The sequence below is a fragment of the uncultured Methanobrevibacter sp. genome (genome assembly GCF_902774605.1).
GTDB lineage: Archaea > Methanobacteriota > Methanobacteria > Methanobacteriales > Methanobacteriaceae > Methanocatella.
This window is the reverse complement of the sequence record NZ_CACYJE010000028.1, coordinates 1-21679: the sequence shown is the minus strand read 5'-3', so window position 1 is coordinate 21679 and position 21679 is coordinate 1. Positions and strand designations below refer to the sequence as shown.

Below are 21679 nucleotides of genomic sequence, written 5' to 3'. Positions count from 1 at the left end.
TTGACTTTTAGAATTTATATATATTATTTAAAAAAATAAGATGAGATATGAATTATCTCATGTACAATATGTATTTTCCGAATACTGGAATCCTATAAATGATTGCAGCTGCAATGTAGCTGAAGAATATCAATAGAATCCAAAGAATTATTGCCTTGACTGGTTCTGTGAACGGCAACTGCACCACGACCGGAAGCAACGGCAGCCTGAACAGGTTATGAATCAGAAACACAGCAAATGAGTACTTGGAAAGCACCTTGACTCCACTGTAGAACTTGACGCTTTTACGTCTTGAAGTTGCCTCGAACAATGCGAATGAACCGATGGCTACGAATGGGAACTCATACCATAGGAAGAAATTGTATCCTCTGATGAAGGCATAGTACTGGAACAGCACACAGATTATGAAGGACACTAAAGCCATCACGCCCAAGTGTGATGTCGGAATGTTTTTAAACTCTCCCTTCTTAACAAGATAACCCAATATCAGATATATACCATAGACTCCTCCACTGAATCCCAGTGAGTACTGCAGGGTCACTCCGGATATTCCGTTCATGTCGAAGAGTGTTGTCACGAACGGCATCACGTATGCGAGAAGTGAAAACACTATGAGTGCGTGAAGTATTGTCTTGTTGTCGAAATGGTTCAATGCAGCTGTAACGAACGGCATTGACAGATACATTCCAATAATCATCGGCATGTACCACATGTGGCTGAAGAAGAGGTTTCCTGCCTCTGAGAAATTAACATGTGAGCTTCCCACCGTTACGAAATGCAGGCTTAAAGCATAGATTATTGTCCACACGATTGTGATGATCACCAGGCCCTTGCAGTTTTGCCTCCAGAATTTCTGGGTCTTGGCATCGTCGTACTGCCTGTCAAGCAACAGGTAACCAGTAATCATTAAGAAGAACGGAACGCCTATACGGCCAATGAAGAGTGATGCGAACTGGAAGACTCTTGAAAATAGAGTGTAGTTCATTATCGCATCGGAGGATATGATGTATATTCCGTCGGTTGCATGAATATACAATACGGTCAGGATAGCAATCGCCCGCACCAGGTCAATCCATTCGATTCTAGTCTTGCTCATTTAAATATTCACCAAAGTTGATTATATTTAAATGTATGTAATTATTCAATTAAATAGTTTAAACTTTATAAAAAAAAGGTAAAAGGAAAATCTATAGTTTCCTTGCAAACATCAAATACCCGCTATGGCCCACCATTCTTGTCTTTGGCCTGACGCCCTGAGGCCTGACCTCCAATCCACGCTCCAGGGTCTCGATGATGTCAATATTGTAGAATCCGAGCTTCTTGGCGATGCGGTAGGATGTTTCGGCCTGGTCGATATAAGGGGCATACACCACCAGCCAGCCGCCAAGGTTCAATGACTCGTGAACCTCCTCGAATATTTCAAATGGCTTCGGCAGGTCAAGGAATATGAGGTCGACATTGTCCTCGTCGATGCCTTCCTTGATGTCCTTGTTCTTGACTGTGATGTTTGTTATGCCGAACCTTTCAATGTTCTTTCGGGCTACCTCGGAGAAGTCCTCGCGTATCTCATAGGTGAACACCTCCCCGTCTGGCCCGACAACGTTTCCGAAGTTGAGCGCTATCGCACCGGCGCCGGTTCCGGCATCAACGACACGTGAGCCCGCACCAAGTCCGGTATGTGCCAGGACCTGTCCGATGTCCTTTTGTATCAGTATTGAGCATCTCCTGTCCATTATGTCGATGAAGTCGTTGATGTTCGGCTTCATGATCTTGAATGTGTGGTCAAGGTGGCTTTTCACCTCATCACCCACCTGTGCTGAGTCCAATACGTCGGATTTTATGATTCCAAGGTCGCTTTGGAATTCCTCGCCCGGCTTTAGAACATATTTCTTTCCGCGCTCATCCAGTATCATCTTCATTGTTCCAGCTCCGCCAGTCTTTTAACCCTTTTTAATGAATCAGGGTGAGTGGATAGCAGTTCCATCAAGCCGTTCTTGCTTGATATCTTGACGTCTGCGCTTACAAGTCTTCTCAATTCCTCATCACTGATTTTGCCGTCACCGTCGAAATCGATTTGGCTGAAATCGGTGATATCATGCTTTGCATTGTTGATGTCGTTTATAAAGAATGCCCTGTTTGTGTTCAAATCAGCGATTGTCTCGTCACTGCATCTTGCAGCGCCATAGGACAACTTATATAAAGCTGAAACCAGCGCCGCCGGACGGTTTCCGTACTCGACGCTTGCAGCATCCGCGTAGTATTCACGGGTTCTTGAGATGAACAGCACCAGCAATTGTCCGATGAGGTAGAATATGTATCCAATGATTCCGATTATGATTCCTCCGCCGTTCCTGCTGTCTCCTGAGAATATGAATGACAGCGCAAGGTAGTAGCAGATCATAGGGATTACGCTGACTGCGGCGGTGACCGCCATGTCATTGTGCTTGATGTGACCCATCTCATGGCCCAATACCGCCTTCAACTCGTCACGGTCAAGAAGTCCCAGTATAGGGCGAGTGATTGCAATGTGCCCGCTCCTGCTTGTCCTTCCATAAGCGAAGGCATTGGGAATGTTGATTTCTGACAATCCGATTTCCGGCTTTGGAACGCCTGCAGCGTCGGCAAGCTCCTGCACCATCTGGTGGATGTGAGGGGCTTCGGCTTCTGACAGCGGCCTCACGTTCATTGACCTTTTAACCAGGCTTGGCCCGAACCAGTACTGTGCGAATGTTATCAACAAGCTTATTCCCAAGAAGAAATACCAGCTGCTTATCCCCAAATACACTCCCGCAAGGGATATGAGGAAGTAAACGATTGTAAACATTATAATGGATGTTAAAATCATCCTTAACCTAAGTTTCCATGTGCCTTTCATTATCAACACCTATCAAAAATATTACTATTCACATGCTCTCTTTAATTATATATTGGTTGATATCCATATAATATATAGAGTTAATCAAAAAATAATTTAACAACATAATATAAAAACATTACTATATAAAATGGTGATTAAATGAGCGGACCATGGGTAGAAAAATACAGACCACAAAAATTGGAAGACATTGTAGGACAAAGGCAAATCGTCACAAGACTTGAAAAGTATGTCGGGGAAGGAAGCATGCCTAACCTGATGTTCACAGGTCCTGCAGGTGTCGGTAAAACAACCACAGCCTTAGCACTGGCTAAATCCATCCTCGGAGAATACTGGAGGAATAACTTTAAGGAATTGAACGCATCCGATGCAAGGGGAATCGATACAGTCAGGAATGAAATAAAAAGCTTCTGCAGACTGAAGCCGGTTGGCGCTCCGTTCAGGATAATATTCCTGGATGAAGTGGACAACATGACAAAGGATGCACAGCACGCGCTCAGGCGTGAAATGGAAATGTATACTAAAACCGCTTCATTTATACTTTCATGTAACTATTCATCAAAAATCATCGACCCGATACAGTCAAGATGCGCAATATTCAGATTCGCCCCAATCAAAGGGGAGGAAATCAAGAACCGCCTGAAGTTCATCTGCGAAAACGAAGGATTCGAGGCAGATGACAAGGGATTGGAATCAATCGTTTATTTTGCTGAAGGAGATATGAGAAAAGCAGTCAATGTCCTTCAGGCAGCCTCAGTTGAAGGCGAGGCAATAACAGAAGACTCCGTTTATGAAGTCGTGTCCAAAGCAAAACCGCAGGACATTGGAAAAATGATTAATTGCGCACTGATGGGGGATTTCATGGGCGCCCGCAACATATTGAGAGAGACCATGGTTCTGCAGGGAACCAGCGGAGAGGACATGGTCACCCAGATTTATCAGGACGTATCCAAAAGGGTTCTTGACGGAAAAATGGATGCAAACATCTACATGGATCTGATTGAAGCGATAGCCGAATGCGATTACAGGATAAGGGAAGGATCAAATCCAAGAATCCAGCTTGAAGCATTACTTACACAATTCTTATAAGGTATGGAAATGTTATGGACTGACAAGTACCGACCGCAGGAACTCTCCCAGGTAGTCGGTAACAAAAAAGAGATTAAGATAATCACAGACTGGGTTGACGCATGGAAAAACAATGACCCCCAAGTTCCACTGCTCCTGGTCGGACCGCCGGGAATCGGAAAAACCACACTGGCACTGATCATAGCAAAGGAGTTTTCAGAATACGTGGAACTGAACGCCAGTGACAAGCGTTCACAGGACGTTATCAAAAGCACAATCGGCGAGTCATCCTCATCAAGATCCCTATTCGGAGACGAATACAAGCTAATCATCATGGACGAGGTTGACGGTATTCACGGAACCAACGACCGTGGAGGAGTAAGGGCCATCGGGGAAATCATCAAAACCTCAAGGCATCCGATGATACTGATAGCCAATGACTTCTATTCAAAAAGACTGCAGTCAATCAAGCCAAAATGCACTGTAATCAAAATGAAGAAATCACGCTGGAACTCAATCTCAGCACTTTTAAGAAAAATCGCAAAAGCAGAAGGCGTTGAAGTCGAACCCGCCGCTCTCAAGGAGATTGCAACAAAATCCCAAGGAGACGTAAGATCAGCAATCAACACGCTACAGGCACTATCGGACAAGGACGGAGTATTGACTGTGAGTGATGTTGAAAACATCATCACAAAGGATTCACGCTCAGACATATTCAATGCAATCACAGGAGTATTGAAAAGCAAAACACCTGCACACGTCAAGGAGGCAATGTGGATTGAGGAGGACCCCACACTCGTGATGGAATACATTGCCGAAAACATTCCAAGGGAATATAAAAAACCCGAGGAAATCAAGAAAGCATACGATTACATTTCAAAAGCCGACATCAACTTTGGAAGGACAAGGCGAAGCAGGCATTACGGTTACTGGAAATATGCAAGCGATTTCATGGGGATTGGAGTGAGCATCTCCAAACATGAAACCTACAAGAAGTTCAGCAAAATCCAAACTCCAACCATCTTCGGACTGATGGGGCGCAACCGTGGAAAGCGCAATCTTCGCGACAAGATTACTGAAAAGATGTTTGAAAAACTGCATGTGTCAAGCGGTGAAGCCGTTTCAATGTTTCCGTATCTTGAAATAATGTTTCAGGACGATGAGCTTGCATGGGAACTTTCCGAATTCCTGGGTTTCTTTGACGAGCCGGATGAAAAGGATACTGAAAAGCTTATTAAAGTATTCAGAAAAAGAAAAATACCTAAAAAGGTCATAACAAAAATGGAGAAGCGCAAAGCCCAAATGCATGTGGAGGAACGTGACAGGCGTGCAGAAGAGCTTAAAAACCAGATGATGAACATCATTCCCGAAGAGGTTGAGGAAACAACCGCCGATGACGAATTGCCGTTCGAGATTCCAGGCGTTAAAGCAAAAGAAGAAGTTATTGAAGAGGAGCCTCTTGAGGAAGAACCTGCTGAAGAAGAAAATGAAGAAGAAAAAGTTGAAAAGAAAGACAACACCAAACAATCAACCCTTTTCAGCTTTTAATTTTATTTTTTAGACCATCTCATAAACGAACAACCATTACATGATCCTAAATGATTATTTAAGCAATTCCCTAGTTTCTGCATCGAATCTGTCATAGTCGGATTGGAATAATTTATCCTGTATTGGTTTGAATTTTTCATACTCTTTTTTGACAAATTCATCAACTTCCTCTTGTGAAATGCTTCCCTTATCCTCTAAAACATGATATTCATAGAATTCCAAAAACTTGTCCGACCTTTCATCCCAATCTTTCATGCTCATTGGTATTTGACTTTCGGCACGGTCTTCAGCATAGTCCAGGTACATGCTGACAATACGATTGAGTCTTTTGAGTTCTTTTTCGCTCAGATAGTTTTTAGTAATTTTCACATCACTTAAATATGCTTTTCCATCAGGGGATTTTCTCCAAGAGGTCAAACCCATGTGCTTTTTAGTGCTATCTGCTCTTTCATGAATAATTTTCGGAGCAGTTAGTCCTGAGACTGCATAATGAAGTTTGTTTTGAACCTTTGCATAGAATTTTCTTGTAATCTCCGCATTCTTATTGTAATCATACGATGTTGCAAATAGGTCTGTGACCTTTTCATATACTTCCTTTCAGAGAATCGTATGTCCCTTATCTCTTCAAGAAGCTGTTCAAAGTACTGGTCTGTGAATCTTCCACCATTGATTAGCAAGTCTTTATTGAGAACATAGCCTTTTCTCATATATTGCTTTAAAATGCCTCTAGACCATATGCGAAACTTTGTTACTTCTTTTGAGTTGACTCTGTACCCCATTGATATGATTGCATCAAGATTATACCATATTTGAGGCCTTCCGCCTTTTTAGGGTTTTGCAAATATTCTTTGCTAAACTCTATATCATCGTAAAAGCTCATTAGAGTTTATGCTCACTTCTTTTTCTTCAAACTCCCCTTCGGACACGATGTTTAAAAAATGAGCGGAAATATTTTGAGTTATAGTATCAAAAATTTCAGCAACAACTTTTCTGCTTGCCCATAATGTATCCTTGCCTATGATGAATTCACCTTCAACCGCACTTTCATCACGGTATAGCAATGTCTTGACTAATTTGTATTTAACCATGTTAATCACTCTCAACTGATTTTTTCACAGTTACCAAACCCTATTTCCACAATACTTAATTTAACCTTATTCTAATTAAATATTACTGGTAAAAATCCATTTAAAAATTGTTTTGAGCGTGAAAAATTGACCTGAGAAAAACAAACTATTTAAAGTTAACGGTTTATTGAAAAAGAAGAAAAAATCATTGGGAATTTAGTTTTTCCAGGACAAACTCAGATGCGTTTAAGACATTCTCCTTGTATTGCGGAGCAACATCCTCTAAAAATTCGCTGAATGACAGTGCCAACTCGTTTTTATTTTCACAATCCAAGAGTTCCTGACCGTCCATCTCAAGAAAAGAGTTTATCCAGTCAAGGGAAACATTGACCAGGGGATAAATCTCATCATCCCGCTTATCATAGTTCAGTCCCTCGCCGTTGAACAGTCCCTCGAAAATATTGTTAACCTCATCATCCAGTATGATCGGGTTGACCCTCAAGTCATACTCCCCATCATAAACCAGCTCAACACCGTATTTTCTGGTGTAGGGCTCCATCAGAAGCTCCACCAGGTAATTATCCTCAGGCATGAGGATTCGGGAGTTGGGTTTTGCCTCAAGGGCAAGGTGCCTTGCTGACTTTGAGCATATCTTCTGGAATAGCTTATTCCTGACCACTTCTATTTCAGGATATTGCCTGTTGAAGGTTGCTTGCCTTTTTCTTGAGAACTTGGAGAATCTCAGGTTGTTGATGTAGATTTTTTCGGGAGTGTATGATATGTATCGTGTGTCGACTCCTATTATCTTCAGATATTTAAGCACATCCCTCTTGGAGGAGGTGAACTCCTCTTCCTGCGGAGCCAGTGCGGCCATGTTAAACATCAAATCCATTATCCTCACTCCAAGTTAAGGGTTTTTCTAAGGGCTTCTTCCATAACGTCCACCGGCGGTTCCTGGCCTGTCCAGATCCTGAAGCTTTCAGCGCCCTGATACAAGAGCATCTTTATACCGTAGACCGGTTTGGCTCCGGCCTTGATTGCCTCTTTTATCAGGACTGTTTCATTGGGATTGTACACTGCATCAAAGACTGCCAGGCCCTCGTGCATGCTCTCGGCAAGAGCGATTGGCTCGTCATCAGTGTGCGGATGCATCCCCAATGGGGTTGTGTCTATCAGTATGTCTGCTTCATCCAGATAATCGTTCATGCTTGTTATTGAGTCTGCCTTGACATTTCCAATTAATCCTGATGATGCAATGTCATCAGCCAGTCCCTGTGCCTTTTTGGTGTTCCGGTTAAGTATTGCAAGGTCGCTTGCACCGTATCTTGCAATGTAGAATGATATTGCCCTTGAAGCTCCGCCAGCCCCTGCAACTACCACATTCTTGCCTTTGATTGAAGTGACTTCCTCGATTGCCTTCACTGCTCCGATGCCGTCGGTATTGTATCCTTTCATGTTTTTAAAGTCTATTGTGTTGACGGCGCCTATCAGCTTTGCAACCTCATCGATTTCATCCAGGTGCTGCATCACCTCGATTTTATGAGGGATTGTCACGTTGAAGCCCTTGATGTTCAATGATCGAGCACCGTCAATTGCTGATTTGAGGTTTGAAGGCTCCACGTCAAATGCCACATACGCATAATCCATGTCCAATGCTTCGAATGCTGCATTATGCATTGGCGGCGAGAAGCTGTGCTCAACGGGGTGGCCTATCAGACCCACGATATTTGTACTGCCAGTAATCATATAATACTAGTTGAGTAGGAAAATATATAATTATTTCCCAAAATCAAAAATGACTCACCATGTTTAAAATCATGATTAAAGGCATTTACAATCTTCAAAAAGGAAAATAATGAAAAATTGTATGAGTTAAAAACACCAAGTATTTAAATAATGAGCGTTAAAGTAAGATTTATGGCGAAACCTATTGCAGACACTCCAACATTATATGGCAAAGAGGCTGCTGAATTTTAAATAGAATGAATGATCCTCTTTCCGAAAAAGACAAAGAGTTTAAAAAAACGATATGATGCAGCTAGAAAAGTACCGTTCTAGTTATTCACACTTATTTTCAATAAACATTAAACGATTGTTAGTTACTGTGACAATTTCCATATAATCCACTATCATCATGTTAAAAATTAAAATCAAAATTGAAGCAATATTGACAATGAAATAATGGAATATGCAAAGATTTTATTAATTCGCATCAACATAATTATAATATCATATACAAGGAGTTCAAAAATGGAATTTACAAGACCTAGAGGTACAAGAGATTTTTTATTTGAAGAAATGCGTGAAAGAAAACAAGCGGAAAGTACCTTAAGAAGAATATTTGAAAGTTATGGTTATCAGGAAATCAAAACACCCTTATTTGAAGAATTAAAATTATTCACAACCAAATCCGGTGAGGAAATAGTCAATCAACTATACAATTTCAAGGACAAGTCAGACCGTGAACTGACACTTAGGCCGGAAATAACCGCACCGGTGGCAAGGCTATACCTTAACGAGCTTGAAAAAACATCAACAAAACCCATCAAGCTTTATTATTACGGCAGCTGCTTCAGGTATGAAAGGCCTCAGAAGGGAAGGTTCAGGCAATTCTGGCAATTCGGATGTGAACTGATTGGAGCCAAAACCCCTCAAGGGGAAGCTGAAGTAATCGCCTTATGCTCAGATGCGATACAGTCACTTGGAATCACAACCGCCGACGTTAACATCAACCACCTCGGAATCATCAGGGGACTGTTCAAGCACTTCGACATCTCAACCGAAACACAAAGGGAAATAATGGTCATTATCGACAAGGGAGACAAGGACCTGCTTATCGAATCATTGAGCGGAGACAAGCCTGTAATCGACAATGACGAGCTTAATCAAATATTGTTAAAACTAATCGACCTTGTAGGGGACAAAAGCATAATCCCTGAAGTGGAGGATTTGATTGCACCATACGATGAGCCGAAAGAAGCCTTGGAAGAGCTTAAGGAATTAATAAATCTTTTGGAAGCCTTCCAGGTCAGCAACTACACCCTCAATCTAGGGGTTGCAAGAGGCCTTGACTACTACACAGGCATCGTGTTTGAGATATACGTTCCAGAACTCGGAGCCCAAAAGCAGATCTGCGGCGGAGGATCATACTCCCTGGTCAAGCTCTTCGGAGGCCAGGAAGTCGAGTCAACAGGTTTTGCGCTTGGATTCGACAGGCTGATGAATGCGATTGAAGAGCTGACCGACAAGGAGGAGTTGCCTTCACACCTTGACGTTTATGTGGCGCCGATATCAAAGGACGTTCAAGTCAAAGCATTTGAAATAACACAAACATTAAGGCAAAACGGATTCAAGAGCGACGTTGACCTGAACGGCAAGAAATTCAAGAAGCTCATGAACCATGCCGATAAGATCAAGGTGCCTAAAATCATCATTGTCGGTGCAAAGGACTTGGCGGAAGGCAAGGTTACCGTCAAGGACATGATCAGCGGAAATCAGGAATTGGTTGAACTTGAAAATCTTATAAATCACCTAAAAGAGGAATGAACATGAACATTAACTTCAGACATGAAATCAATGGCGTTAAAGTGATTACTGCAGTTGCACAGGATGCCGAAACCAATGAAATACTCATGCTGGCCAACATGAACAAGGAGGCATTAGCTAAAACTATCGAAACTGGCAAGGCCCATTACTGGAGCACATCAAGAAACCAGCTATGGCTTAAAGGAGAATCCTCCGGCCATTTCCAGGAAGTGAAGGAAATCCTTGTGGACTGTGACATGGATGCAATTGTCCTGAAGATTACCCAAACAGGCGCAGCATGTCATGAAGGATATAAGTCATGCTTTTTCAGGCGCATAAACACCGATAATGAAATCGACATTGACGATTTGAAAGACGATGACACTGAAATTATTTTAAAAAGACTTGTTAACCCAAAAGACGTGTATTAAAATGGAACGCATAATACCAGACACAAGCGCCATAATCATAGGTGCAGTTTCAGACATTTTAGAAAAAGAGAACCTGGACTATCCTGAAATCATTGTGCCTGAAGCCGTCGTTTGCGAACTTGAACACCAGGCAAATGCCAATAGGTCCGAAGGCCACAAGGGATTAAGGGAACTTCAGAAACTGCAATCCCTGCAGGATGAGGGAGAGCTTGCAATAACATTCAAAGGCAGGCGCCCAACCAATTATGATATCCGCTATGCCAAAAGCGGCGAGATCGACGGCATCATTCGTGATTTGGCAAGAAGCGAAATGGGGACACTCGTGACAAACGACAAGGTTCAGGCAGAGGTTGCAAAATCCCAGGGCATACCCGTTTACTATTACAAGCAGAAAGTAGTTGAAAAGCCGCTTTCAATTGAAAAGTACTTCGACGAGAATACAATGTCCATTCACCTGAAGGAAAATGTTGTTCCTATGGCCAAAAAGGGAACACCTGGACATATTGATTTTGAAATACTCAATGAAAAGCGCTACACTTACCGTGAACTTGAAAAGATAGTTGCGGAAATCCTTGACAAGGCGAAAAGCGACCCTAAAACCTATTTGGAATCAGATAAGGAAGGCTCCTATGTCGTGCAATCACGCGAGTACAGGATTTCAATAGCCTACCCACCGTTTTCAGAGGCATTGGAGATTACAGCAGTCAGACCGGTTGCCAATATAGATTTAAATGAATATCATCTATCCGACAAACTATTGGAGAGAATTCGCACCAATGCTGAGGGAATTTTAATATCCGGTTCACCGGGTGCGGGCAAATCCACTTTTGTCCAGGCCATAGGTAAGTACTACTCCTCCAAACTGAACAAGGTCGTCAAGACAATGGAATCCCCTCGTGACCTGCAGTTGCCTGATGAGATAACACAGTACGCTCCACTAGAGGGCAGCATGGAAAACACCGCTGACGTATTGCTTTTAGTGAGGCCAGACTACACCATTTACGATGAGCTTAGGAAAAACACTGACTTCAATATCTTCGCCGACATGCGCCTTGCAGGTGTCGGGATGATCGGAGTTGTCCATGCAACCCGGCCGATTGATGCAATTCAAAGAATAGCTTCAAGGGTGGAGCTTGGAGTGATACCGTCAATTGTCGATACAAGCATTTACATTGAAGATGGACAGGTAAGAAGCGTGTATGAAACCAAGATGACCGTCAAGGTGCCGACCGGAATGAAGGAGGCGGACCTTGCAAGGCCAGTGATTGAAGTGCGCGACTTCGAAACAGGAGAGCTTAAAAACGAGATCTACACCTACGGCGAGCAGACCATAGTTATGGATATCGACCTAGTCAATGGAAGTTCAAGTGAAGGTAAAAGCAAGTCCTCTGTCGAGATTATTGCGGAAAAGGAGATTTTAAGGAAAATCAAAAAGATCCTGCCGAAAAAGGCGAAGGTTGATGTTGAAGTCACCTCCCCGGAAAGGGCCAACATCTACATTCCGGAGGAATTCATACCTAAAATCATCGGAAAGAACGGCAAGAGAATCGCCGAGATAGAGGATATGGTTGGAATAAGCCTTGGGGTCGAGGTGATTGAAACCAAGCCTGTTGACAAGACACCTTTTGAAGTGGACATCCTCCACACTCGCAAGCAATTGATCCTGGAGTTGGGTCGTGACAACGGCAGGCAGAACTTTGACATTTACATTAACGGAGATTACTTATTGACCGCAACCACTTCCAAAAAGGGAGAGATCAAAATCAAGAAGGGCATTGAATTATCCGACATCATCATCGAAGCCATTGAAATGGGATTGGAAATCAGTGCCGTTAGGAAAATGTGATTACTATGAAGATTGGAGCATCAACACTGGCAGGAATAGAATACAGTTTAGAGAATGCATTGGAATTCATTGAAGGTTTGGGATTGGAGTATGCGGAGCTGGTTCATCAATACCCTCATGAAAGCATCACACCGGACATCCTGGAAAGCTATAGTCTCAAATACTCCATTCATGCACCGTTCATGGATGTGAATATTGCAAGCCTGCAGGAAAAGAGCCGGTTAAATTCAATCGCTCAAATCAAGGAGTCAATCGATTTGGCCAGCAAAATCGATGCCGAGGCGGTTGTGGTTCATCCGGGAAACATTAGCTTTTTAGCAAACAAGTACTTCAGAGACAATGTCATAAGCACCGCCAATGATTCAATGGTTGAGATTGGAGGATATGGCGATGAGTTGGGCGTTTTAACAGCATTCGAGAACATGCCAACTTTCAACAACATGATCTATCAGGAAATGAATGAACTTGATGACTTTCTTGAGAACAATGGGCTGTGCATGACTCTGGACATCGGCCATGCCAACCATTCAGGATACTCCGCTGACGAGATGATTTTCGATTCGATTAAACACATACATATCCATGATAATTTTGGTGATGATGACGCACACCTATCATTAGGTGAAGGCAACATTGATTTAAAACGTGTAGTCAATAATTTGGAAAGAAAAAATTACGATGGCATCTACATCATCGAGGTGAATGACTATGATTCCATCAAAAAAAGTTATGAATATATGAAAGAAAACTTCTAAAGAAGTTTCTTTTCCTTAATCTCTTTTTTAAAGTACAGATACTTGGAATCTAAAACCTTCCTAATCTCCTTAGCTGTTTTTTTACCGATTCCCTCAACTTCCTGAAGATCGCTTTCACTGGCATTCAAAATATTGCTGACAGTGCCGAAGTGCAGCAGCAAATTCTTGGCATTGACAGGACCTATATTAGGCAATGACTCGACAATGAACAATTGCTGCTCCATGAGACTAACCGGTTTCTTGTCAGTCCTTATCTGTATAGGAGTTCGCTCCCCTTCCTGTTCACGGACAGCTATCCTTTTAATCATCGCCGCAGTATCCTGAGAATTACGGGTTGGAATGATGCTGATGCCGAAATCAATTGCAATGGATGCCATGGACCCCCGTATCGCATTCGGGTTGATGAACCCTGTGTACAAGTCATCCCCCTCAAGGATCAATATCGGATGCTTGAACTCCTCGGACAGTTCCTTGGCCTGCTTGAAGAGCCTCTTATCAACGATTGAGTCAACGAAATCCTTTGCGGTCTTACGCTCAATCGCCACCTCATCACTTACCTGATAGTCGGCAACCGCCATTGACCTGACCTTGACGTCAATCTCCATCTCGGTGAGGTGCCTGATGACCTTGGAGTTGCCTTCACGTGAATCCGCATAGACTATTGGGAAATCATTCTCCTCTTTCGGCCTTTCAACAACCTTGATGTTTCTCTGATTCTCCATCCTTTCAACTGCTGAAGCGTTGAGCTCCTCGAGGACTTCAGGGTCGATCAGCTGGTTTTTCATGCGGTCTTCCTTGCGCATGCTTGACCAGTAATAGCCCTCATCACGGGTGCCCTCAGTTATCAGCACTTTAACCTTTCCTGTGCGCTTACGACCTGTACGGCCTCTTCTTTGAATCATTCGCACTTCTGAAGGAACAGGCTCATATAAAACAACCAAATCAACAGCAGGAATGTCTATGCCCTCTTCAGCCACACTGGTTGACAATAACACGTCATATTCACCCTTACGGAACGATTTTATAATGGCTTTTTGCTGCTTTTGAGTGAGTCCCTTTTCACCGTCCTTTGATGCCTGACCGAAGAATTTCGCTGATTTGATCCCTTCCCTTTCAAGCTTTTGATGGATCATCTCAAGGGTGTCACGGTACTGTGTAAACACGATTACCTTTGATGCGGTTTCATCGCTTCCCTCATCGAACCGGGAGGTTGTCAGTTTTGTCTGACCGTTATCACCCAGCTCCTGCTTGAGGATTTTAGTAACTTCGCGCAGTTTCGGATGTTCCCATCCGTGCTTTTCGGCTTTTCTTGCAAGGGATATTGCTCGTGAGAAATTATCATCCCACATCAGTGACTTGGCGGCCTTGGTTTTCTTCTTGCGCAATCGGTCAACATACTTGTTGAATGTCTGCACACCCTGTGTTTCTATGAGCTCCTGGGCGTGCTGAACGTTGATTACTGCACTTAGAATGGATATTGCCTGGAACAGTTCCTTATCGGGATTGGTTGAGCGGGCGATTTCACCCTGAACCCTGCCCCTGGCCTTGAGGATGTCTACCTTGTTCACGGATACCGTTTTGATGATGCCCATGTTCTTCAATGCCTTGAGCCTTATCTTCAAGGCCTTGTCAACATTCTCCTTGATTTTCTGCAGCTCGCTGCTCATCTTTATCTTAACCCATTCGATGTCGACGGGATTGAAGTATGGCTTCACGTCCTGGTCATCCTCTGTCTTTACGACGATGTTCTGGATATAGAGGTTTTCGCACACTTCCTTGATTTTATATTTATCGGAACCCGGAGAAGCAGTTAGGCCAAGTATCAGGTTGAATTTGGATTCCTGAACATATCTTGATGCCAAATACACATAGGAGTAGGAGCCGACGCCGTGATGGCACTCATCGAAAACTATCAATGACACATTGCTCAAGTCATATCTTCCATTCAAAAGGTCTGATTCGACAGTCTGCGGTGTTGCGGAGATTATTCTTGACTCCTCCCATCTTTTAACCCTTTCGTCTGTTTTAACCGCACCAGTGATTGATGTGCATGGCAGGGTGATGAATTCCTTGAAGCTTTCCTCATGCTGTATGGCCAATGGCTTTGACGGTGCCAGAACCAAGACCTTTGAGTTTTTAACCTTATGCAGCCTGTCGGCCGCCACAAGGATTGCCACGATGGTTTTACCCAACGCTGTCGGTGCAACAACCATGGTGTTTCCCTTTTTAAGCACGTCTCCTGCGAGAATCTGCTGGTATAGTCTTGATTCGATTGCATCCTTTTTCAATAGCGGATGATTGATATAGCTAGCCATATTATCATATTATCAAACATTATTTAAAAAGGTTAAGAGAGAGCGCGTGAGGAGTAATAACCATATTTTCAATAACAAAAAAAATTCAAAAATTCAACACACCATTTAAAAGTACAGTTCATCCCAGGCTTAAAGAATGCAGAGAATTCTTGCACAATAATGTTAAAAACTCATCAAAACATATAAACTGAATACCCTTATAAACAGGTAGAATAGTTGTGAATATATGCCTAGACAATTGCTTTGTGATTTAGCAGATTCATTAATAAAATTAACTGCTTTAAAGCAGAAATTATCGTATGATTTGGAAACTGTCAGTAGTGAAAATGACATTGCAGTTATAACCAAGTCAGAAAATCTAAAATGGGCAAAATACACAGATGAAATAGTTTAAATGGTGTTAAAGACAATAAAAATCATGCAGGTGACTAATATGTTATTCATGCCAGAAAAAACAGCAAAAAAATGTTAAAAAACCATCACGAAAAATGGTTAAAAGAAAAAAGAAAAAGAGACCGAAAAAGATGGGAAGAATACCTGAAAAACGAAAAAAATAATTCATAGAGATTAAACCGTCAGGCTGAATCTCTAAAATCCATTATAATTCAAATACCAATGACTTGTAATGGGTTGCAGCCTCACCGATTGCAATCACCATTTCACAATCAAGGTTCAATGCCTTTTTAAGCCCGTCACGCACTTCCTCTTCAGAGGCTCCGAGTGTTCCGGTCTTCTTGAAATCCCCAAGATGGTTTAAAAAGATCCTGTCATTGAGCTTCGGATTGTCCGTGAGCTTCTCGATGGCTATTTTATGTGACGCAACTGATGCCGGCACGATGAATTTTGAGAACTTGAGCACACTGTTGAATATGTCAACATCCCCTCGATAGCCTGACTCGGATGACACTGTTATGACTGTTGTGAAATCGCCGAACAGCTTTTTAAATTCCTTCAATACTGTTTCCACACCAGCAGGATTGTGGGCGTAATCGACGAAAATGTCCTTACCCTTCACTTTCGCAACTTCCTCCATTCTTCCGCTGACACCTGTGAAGCTTGCAATTGATGGCAATATCTTATCATAAGGCAGGCCAAGGAACTTATGGGCAGCAATTATCACTCCTGTCAGATTGTAGACATTGTGCAGGCCGTCGACTCCCATCTTGACCGTTATTTTCTCATCCGGAGTGTGCAGGTCGAATGTACGGTTTGCCAAATCGACGTTGGTTGCAATGTAGTCAACCTGCGGAGTGGTTATTCCGCATTGGCAGAAGTAGTATCCGCAGCCGGATATTATCTCTTTTACTGCGATTTCCTTACCGCATACGCATTCCTTCATGCCTATTGATTCGGGCATCTCATCGACTCCGAATGTGATGACCTCCCCCTTGAAGTCCAGCTCCCTCAGCAATCCCATGATTGTCGGGTCCTGGCCGTTGACTATAAGTGTTCCCTCGCCGAGTTCCCTGATGAATTCCCCCTTGACGTTGGCGTAATCCATGAAGCTTCCAAGGTCGTTGAGGTGGTCCGGAGTGATGTTGGTTATCAATCCGCCTTCCATTGAGGTGTGGTTGACTATCCTTCCGACTGTCCCCGGCACTCCGAATGTTCCCACTTCCAGAATTCCAACGTCACCGTTGAGCCTTGACTGGAGTATCGGTATGTATTCCGCGTTTCCCTGCATGCCTTCAAGGTCATGCTCTGACGGCTTTATCCCGTTGTCGTAGGCGATTTTCTTAAGCAGGGTTGTTGATGTTGTCTTGCCGTTTGTGCCGGTTATTCCGAAAACCGGTTTTTCAGGCCTGATCAATTCGATAATCTCATTTACTGTGAGTATTGGTTTTTCACAGTTTTTAAGTATTTCTGCATCTTCAGGCAAGCTTAACGGCGGTATTATATAGTCTGATTTTTTGAAGAATGCCTCAGGGGTCTGGCCGTAATAGACCTCTATATCGTATCCTTCCAGGGATTTTGCGAATCGGCAGTCCTTTTTAAATGACAGGTCTGTTCCTATTACCTTGTATCCTCTTTGCTTAAGTATTCTTGCTATCAAGTTGCCGTTTGCTCCGCAAACTCCTATTACTCCGTAGGTGCTGTTCTTATTCATATTTCCTACTCCCCTCTTCCAATCCTTTCATTATCTTATCGACAGTGGTCAATCTGTCATATGCTATGAGCGGACCCATGTGCAGTATGATGTCGCCGGGTTTTGAGTGCCTGAATGTCTCTGCTGCGGCGATTTCAATGTTTTCCACTGCCACCTTTTCAATGTTCGGGTTTGTTATTGCGTCGAGTATCTCCTGGGCGGCTTGCATTTCAACTTCCTGTGTTACCTCGTTGAATCCACTTGCTATAACTGTCTTGATGTCATAGTTGCTTACAAGCTCTCCGACTTCAGCCTTGTCCCTGACGGACAGTGTATCGAAATGGTCAAGGAATAGCACAACGCTCTCGTCCTTGAAGTAGTCGAGAGTGATTTTCATCCCGTCATATAGGAATGCTGAGTCCAGTATCACTTTTCTTCCATTGTAGTCCCCGACATCCTCCATGTGTGCTGGAAGGCCCTTGAAGTCTGTCAATGCATCGATTATGTCCTCCTTTTTGACTCCGTATGTGAGTGCCACAGCACTTGCCGCAACGGAATTCTCGAAAAAGTAGCTCATCATGTGGAAGGGAGTGGTGAAAGAGTCGTCCCCATATTCAATGGTCAAGGATTCGTCACCGACGATACCTTTAAAGTCAACTTCCTCGTCAAGTGCATAATATAATGCATCGTTTCTTTGAGGATTTATGATGTTGTAGCATGAGCGGTTTGCGATGAATGTTTCGCTCATCCTCTCGAGGATGAGTTTTCTCTGCTGGTAAAGCTCAAGTGAGCCCCCGAACTCGGAGAGGTGATCCTCAGCTATGTTGGTCAGCAGGCCTATCTTTATATCCAGCCTGTCCAGCAACCCTATGGTTCCATGAGGAAGCTCGAAAATTGCAATGTCGCATTCCTCAGCCTTGCCCTTGACGATTCCGTCAATGATGGCCTCAGACACGAGATTGTTGACAAGGGATGAGCATGACCATACGTTATAGCCGGCCTGCCTGAATAGGCTTGTGGTTATGAATGTGGTTGTGGTCTTTCCCATGGTGCCGGTTATTCCGATTATGTCCACCGGAATCAGGTCATTGACCATTTCTGAGAACTCCTCATTGCTCAGGACTTTCAAGTCAGATTCCCTTACCTTCTTAGCTATCGGAGCTGAATCCGGCAATGTAGGCGGCATGTAGACCGCTTCAAACCCTTCGACTGAAGGGTCCTTATTGGCCATGTCCAATCTCACGCCTTCCTTTTCCATTTCAATCAGGCTTCGCTGGAACTCTATCTTGAATTCTGAAATATCCTTCAAATCAGTTATAACGACATCATGACCCAAGTGATTCAGCAATCTTGCAACGGGCCTACTAGCATTTCCCGCACCAACAACTAAATAATTCATAAAAAATCTCTCGCAATAAATTTCTATTATGATAATATATGGTTCTTATTAAATTTAAAGGTTAAAGATTGTGAGTTAAAAATAGTTAAGAAGTGTTTAATTTAAAAAAAATAGGAATAAAATAAGGGATTGAAATTAAACCCTTATTTGATTTTCACTTTGCATTTTACAGTGTCTTTAATGGTTTGATAACCATTACCAAACTTCTGTTTGACTGCATAAGTGATTTTAACGGTATACTTTTTGCCTTTTTTGAAACTCTTAAGGATTTTCTTGTTTTTAATAACTACCTTAGCCAATCCTTTAGAGTTGGTTTTAGCCTTATAGGTTTTGCCTTTTACTTTGAACTTAATGACTTTACCCTTAATGCCCTTGCCATTACTCCATTTAAGTGTAGCTTTAATAGTTATTTTCTTGCCTTTTTTAACTTTAATGGTCTTTTTAACAGGTTTTAGTGTTTGCTTGACCACTAGCTTGTTAGTTGTCTTGTATCCCTTATACTCAGCAGTTATTGTGTATTTCTTAGGAAGCAAGGTGATTTTCAAACTTGCATAACCTTTCTTGTCGACTTTAGCGACATAGTGAACACCGTTTGCTCTAATATCAATGATCTCGCCTTCAGGTGCGATATTGCCGTCATCACCAATCACCTTAACCTTGAACTTGGACCCGTCAAGGTATTCCATTGTCAAGTCCTTGTTTTCAAGGATTCTCTTGACAATCTCAACAGTTTGAGTCTCTTCCTCCCCAGTTACAGGGTTGATTGAAGTAATGTTATATTTACCTACTGCCAATTTAGCATGTAGCTGAGCAACTCCTTCATCATCAGTTTTAACATTATATTCTTTACCATTAACCCTGAATATTACAGTCACATTAGCCAATGCATTGCCTTCCTTATCCAAGAATGCTGCCTGATAGTCATATGGGCTGTTGTAACCTCTAGTCATGTTTTCAGCTTTAATGGATAAAATGTCTAAAGTTCCATTTACTCTTCCATCCAATTCCATTTCCTCAATAGTTCCATCAGGACAGATTATATCAATAGTGTGGATGTCTTGACTTAAGTCAGTCAAGTCAAATACTGCATTACCACTGGTTAAATTCTTAGTGATGTTTCTTAAACCATTATCAACAACCACAGTAACGTTTCCGCTTGACATACCAGTAACATTAATGATTACACGTTTTTCATCAGATAACAAATCAGTCACCACTATTTTAAGTGGAAGTGAGATTTTGGTTGAATTTTCTGATCCGTAGTAGTTTGCGTCTCCATCATATATTGCTACAATAGAGTTATCTCCAGCAACTAAAGTGTCTTCAAGGACTATTTGATTGTTGTCGATTACCCCTATGTATTTTTCACCGTTTACATAAACAGTCACGTTACCGGTTGCATTGTCTGAAACTTTAATGATAGCTGTTGAGTTCACATTTGAAATTACAATTGTTGAGTTGAGTTTATAAACAGTGAAGGCTGCTGTTGCAGTTGTGTTGGAGTTGTATTTATCTGATGTTATGAATTTAACGTCAGCCTCTTTTACACCACCAGTCAAATTATCCAATGTTACTGTTGCAGCACCGTTTATAACTTTGCCTGTGTATGTTTTACCGTCAACAGTTATATTCACAGTACCGTTAGCGTTTCCAGAAACGTTTACGGTTGCTGTAGCGTTACCTCCATAAGTTGCATTTGTTATTGTCACATTCATTTCAGGCACAACAGGACTGACTGTGAAGTTAACATCAATTTGTTTATCATTATAATTATTATCGCCATGGAATGTAAGGTTTGCAGTGTAGTCGCCAGCAGGCAAAGAAGTAATGTTTACCAAATCGCCTACAGGACCATCATAATATTTTTGACCGTCGATTGTTATGGTGACATTTCCTGTGAAGTCTTCAGGAACATCAATGTTGAAGCTTGCATTGTCTTTTACAGTTACGTTGTTTGCGGTGGCGTTAACTGTTAAATTAGCTTTAGTTACATTGAATTTGAAAATAGTGTTATTTTCACTGTAAACCCTATTCTCATTGAAGGTAACGTTTGCTTCCCATTCACCGGCAGTTAAACCGGAAACTTCAAACTCGACTGTGCCGTTAGTGACCTCTTTTGTGTAGGTTTGATTGTTGATGGTGACTGTCACATTACCAGTTTGGCTTTCTGGAACCTCAACAATGATTTTAGTCGCATTGCCATAAACATTGTCTTTCACTGAAACATCCAACTTGGATTGTCTTTTAAGCACTGTAGCATTAGTTGTGTTTGATTTCACATAGAATATGTCATCCCCGTTATAGGTTACAGTAATGTTGTAATCGCCGGCATTAAGTCCTGTGATGTTATAAATAACTGTGCCGTTTACAACTGGAATTTCATTAAATGTTAATGTGCCGTTTTCATTGGAAACTGTAATGTTTACAGTTCCAGTGGTTAAGTTGTTTAACTCGGCAATGACTGTTAGGTTTTCATCCACGTAGATTGTTTTGTTTGCAGTGACATTCAAGTCATGAGGATATATGCTGAATACGGTTGAGTTAATATGATAGTATAGAGGATTTGCCTCATATTCCCAAGTGGAATAGTATGCTGAAACGTTATATTCTCCAATAGCCAAGTCTTCAAGTTCAAGAATAACAGTTCCGTTAACTAATAAGTATCTAGGGGTCTGAATTTTTTTAATTCAAATTCCTTCTAATTTTCATTGTTTTTTAATTTTATCATGGTAATTGAGTGGTGTTTGTAAAAATACAATAGAAT

17 protein-coding genes and 1 pseudogene are annotated in these 21679 nt (G+C 42.1%); 7 read left to right on the top strand and 11 right to left on the bottom strand.

The features are described from left to right. Positions 1-52: 52 nt before the first annotated feature. The 3 genes from QZU77_RS06480 to QZU77_RS06470 form a co-directional block, all read right to left on the bottom strand. Positions 53-1096, bottom strand: coding sequence for an acyltransferase (locus QZU77_RS06480; RefSeq protein ID WP_295601802.1), 1044 nt, complete (start codon positions 1094-1096; stop codon positions 53-55). A gap of 91 nt (positions 1097-1187) precedes the next feature. Further along, complete coding sequence (locus tag QZU77_RS06475) at positions 1188-1919, bottom strand: tRNA (adenine-N1)-methyltransferase (RefSeq protein WP_295601800.1); 732 nt, start codon at positions 1917-1919, stop codon at positions 1188-1190. Continuing rightward, the gene (locus tag QZU77_RS06470) at positions 1916-2875 is read right to left on the bottom strand and encodes a zinc metalloprotease HtpX (protein ID WP_295601797.1); all 960 of its coding nucleotides are present in this window, start codon (positions 2873-2875) and stop codon (positions 1916-1918) included. Before QZU77_RS06470 ends, QZU77_RS06475 begins: the two co-directional genes overlap by 4 nt. A 141-nt stretch (positions 2876-3016) precedes the next feature. Between QZU77_RS06470 and QZU77_RS06465 the strand changes: the two genes are divergently transcribed. Both QZU77_RS06465 and QZU77_RS06460 read left to right on the top strand, forming a co-directional pair. Further along, positions 3017-3964 carry a replication factor C small subunit gene (locus QZU77_RS06465; RefSeq protein WP_295601794.1) on the top strand — a complete coding sequence of 316 codons (948 nt, stop codon included), beginning with the start codon at positions 3017-3019 and terminating at the stop codon, positions 3962-3964. Between the two features lie 9 nt (positions 3965-3973). Next, a complete protein-coding gene (locus tag QZU77_RS06460; protein WP_295601791.1) occupies positions 3974-5491 on the top strand; it encodes a replication factor C large subunit in 1518 nt (505 codons plus the stop codon). A 54-nt stretch (positions 5492-5545) separates the two neighbouring features. Here the strand turns inward: QZU77_RS06460 and rhuM are convergent. From rhuM to aroE, 4 genes and pseudogenes are all read right to left on the bottom strand, one after another. Then, positions 5546-6270 (bottom strand): annotated as a pseudogene (rhuM, locus tag QZU77_RS06455) (RhuM family protein). Between the two features lie 84 nt (positions 6271-6354). Continuing rightward, on the bottom strand, positions 6355-6579 hold the full coding sequence (locus QZU77_RS06450) for a hypothetical protein (RefSeq protein ID WP_295601788.1): 225 nt from the start codon (positions 6577-6579) through the stop codon (positions 6355-6357). A 184-nt stretch (positions 6580-6763) separates the two neighbouring features. Then, a complete protein-coding gene (locus tag QZU77_RS06445; RefSeq protein ID WP_295601785.1) occupies positions 6764-7450 on the bottom strand; it encodes an ATPase in 687 nt (228 codons plus the stop codon). Between the two features lie 5 nt (positions 7451-7455). Further along, positions 7456-8304 (bottom strand): shikimate dehydrogenase, encoded by an 849-nt coding sequence (gene aroE / locus QZU77_RS06440; RefSeq protein WP_295601782.1) that lies wholly within the window; start codon positions 8302-8304, stop codon positions 7456-7458. 504 nt (positions 8305-8808) lie between these two features. On the opposite strand from aroE, the gene hisS reads away from it, so the two are divergent. The 4 genes from hisS to QZU77_RS06420 are packed head-to-tail and all read left to right on the top strand — an operon-like array spanning position 8809 to position 13115. Then, positions 8809-10104: a histidine--tRNA ligase gene (gene hisS / locus QZU77_RS06435; RefSeq protein WP_295601779.1), complete on the top strand. Its 1296-nt coding sequence runs from the start codon at positions 8809-8811 to the stop codon at positions 10102-10104. Positions 10105-10106: 2 nt separating this feature from the next. Further along, entirely contained in the window at positions 10107-10514 is a 408-nt protein-coding gene (hisI, locus tag QZU77_RS06430; RefSeq protein WP_295601776.1) for a phosphoribosyl-AMP cyclohydrolase, read from the top strand. A 1-nt stretch (position 10515) separates the two neighbouring features. Then, the gene (locus QZU77_RS06425; RefSeq protein WP_295601773.1) at positions 10516-12360 is read left to right on the top strand and encodes a PINc/VapC family ATPase; all 1845 of its coding nucleotides are present in this window, start codon (positions 10516-10518) and stop codon (positions 12358-12360) included. A 5-nt stretch (positions 12361-12365) separates the two neighbouring features. Further along, entirely contained in the window at positions 12366-13115 is a 750-nt protein-coding gene (locus tag QZU77_RS06420) for a sugar phosphate isomerase/epimerase (RefSeq protein WP_295601770.1), read from the top strand. Here the strand turns inward: QZU77_RS06420 and QZU77_RS06415 are convergent. Next, positions 13112-15430 (bottom strand): DEAD/DEAH box helicase, encoded by a 2319-nt coding sequence (locus QZU77_RS06415; RefSeq protein ID WP_295601768.1) that lies wholly within the window; start codon positions 15428-15430, stop codon positions 13112-13114. The genes QZU77_RS06420 and QZU77_RS06415 overlap by 4 nt on opposite strands. A 226-nt stretch (positions 15431-15656) precedes the next feature. Between QZU77_RS06415 and QZU77_RS06410 the strand changes: the two genes are divergently transcribed. Continuing rightward, on the top strand, positions 15657-15824 hold the full coding sequence (locus QZU77_RS06410; RefSeq protein WP_295601765.1) for a hypothetical protein: 168 nt from the start codon (positions 15657-15659) through the stop codon (positions 15822-15824). A gap of 204 nt (positions 15825-16028) precedes the next feature. Here QZU77_RS06410 and QZU77_RS06405 read toward each other — a convergent pair whose 3' ends face one another. The 3 genes from QZU77_RS06405 to QZU77_RS06395 form a co-directional block, all read right to left on the bottom strand. Further along, on the bottom strand, positions 16029-17537 hold the full coding sequence (locus QZU77_RS06405; RefSeq protein ID WP_295601762.1) for a Mur ligase family protein: 1509 nt from the start codon (positions 17535-17537) through the stop codon (positions 16029-16031). Then, on the bottom strand, positions 17530-18915 hold the full coding sequence (locus QZU77_RS06400) for a Mur ligase family protein (protein WP_295601759.1): 1386 nt from the start codon (positions 18913-18915) through the stop codon (positions 17530-17532). The genes QZU77_RS06405 and QZU77_RS06400 overlap by 8 nt, the downstream gene beginning before the upstream one ends. Positions 18916-19058: 143 nt before the next feature. Beyond that, complete coding sequence (locus tag QZU77_RS06395; RefSeq protein WP_295601756.1) at positions 19059-21536, bottom strand: hypothetical protein; 2478 nt, start codon at positions 21534-21536, stop codon at positions 19059-19061. Between the last annotated feature and the right edge of the window lie 143 nt (positions 21537-21679).

Excerpts from the sequence above, each read along its gene's own strand:
- hisS (WP_295601779.1), top strand. The coding sequence starts at position 8,809 with ATGGAATTTACAAGACCTAGAGGTACAAGAGATTTTTTATTTGAAGAA.
- QZU77_RS06415 (WP_295601768.1), bottom strand. The coding sequence starts at position 15,430 with ATGGCTAGCTATATCAATCATCCGCTATTGAAAAAGGATGCAATCGAA.
- QZU77_RS06470 (WP_295601797.1), bottom strand. The coding sequence starts at position 2,875 with ATGAAAGGCACATGGAAACTTAGGTTAAGGATGATTTTAACATCCATT.
- aroE (WP_295601782.1), bottom strand. The coding sequence starts at position 8,304 with ATGATTACTGGCAGTACAAATATCGTGGGTCTGATAGGCCACCCCGTT.
- QZU77_RS06425 (WP_295601773.1), top strand. The coding sequence starts at position 10,516 with ATGGAACGCATAATACCAGACACAAGCGCCATAATCATAGGTGCAGTT.
- QZU77_RS06460 (WP_295601791.1), top strand. The coding sequence starts at position 3,974 with ATGTTATGGACTGACAAGTACCGACCGCAGGAACTCTCCCAGGTAGTC.
- QZU77_RS06405 (WP_295601762.1), bottom strand. The coding sequence starts at position 17,537 with ATGAATAAGAACAGCACCTACGGAGTAATAGGAGTTTGCGGAGCAAAC.
- QZU77_RS06410 (WP_295601765.1), top strand. The coding sequence starts at position 15,657 with ATGCCTAGACAATTGCTTTGTGATTTAGCAGATTCATTAATAAAATTA.
- QZU77_RS06445 (WP_295601785.1), bottom strand. The coding sequence starts at position 7,450 with ATGGATTTGATGTTTAACATGGCCGCACTGGCTCCGCAGGAAGAGGAG.
- QZU77_RS06480 (WP_295601802.1), bottom strand. The coding sequence starts at position 1,096 with ATGAGCAAGACTAGAATCGAATGGATTGACCTGGTGCGGGCGATTGCT.
- QZU77_RS06450 (WP_295601788.1), bottom strand. The coding sequence starts at position 6,579 with ATGGTTAAATACAAATTAGTCAAGACATTGCTATACCGTGATGAAAGT.
- QZU77_RS06400 (WP_295601759.1), bottom strand. The coding sequence starts at position 18,915 with ATGAATTATTTAGTTGTTGGTGCGGGAAATGCTAGTAGGCCCGTTGCA.
- QZU77_RS06465 (WP_295601794.1), top strand. The coding sequence starts at position 3,017 with ATGAGCGGACCATGGGTAGAAAAATACAGACCACAAAAATTGGAAGAC.
- hisI (WP_295601776.1), top strand. The coding sequence starts at position 10,107 with ATGAACATTAACTTCAGACATGAAATCAATGGCGTTAAAGTGATTACT.
- QZU77_RS06475 (WP_295601800.1), bottom strand. The coding sequence starts at position 1,919 with ATGAAGATGATACTGGATGAGCGCGGAAAGAAATATGTTCTAAAGCCG.
- QZU77_RS06420 (WP_295601770.1), top strand. The coding sequence starts at position 12,366 with ATGAAGATTGGAGCATCAACACTGGCAGGAATAGAATACAGTTTAGAG.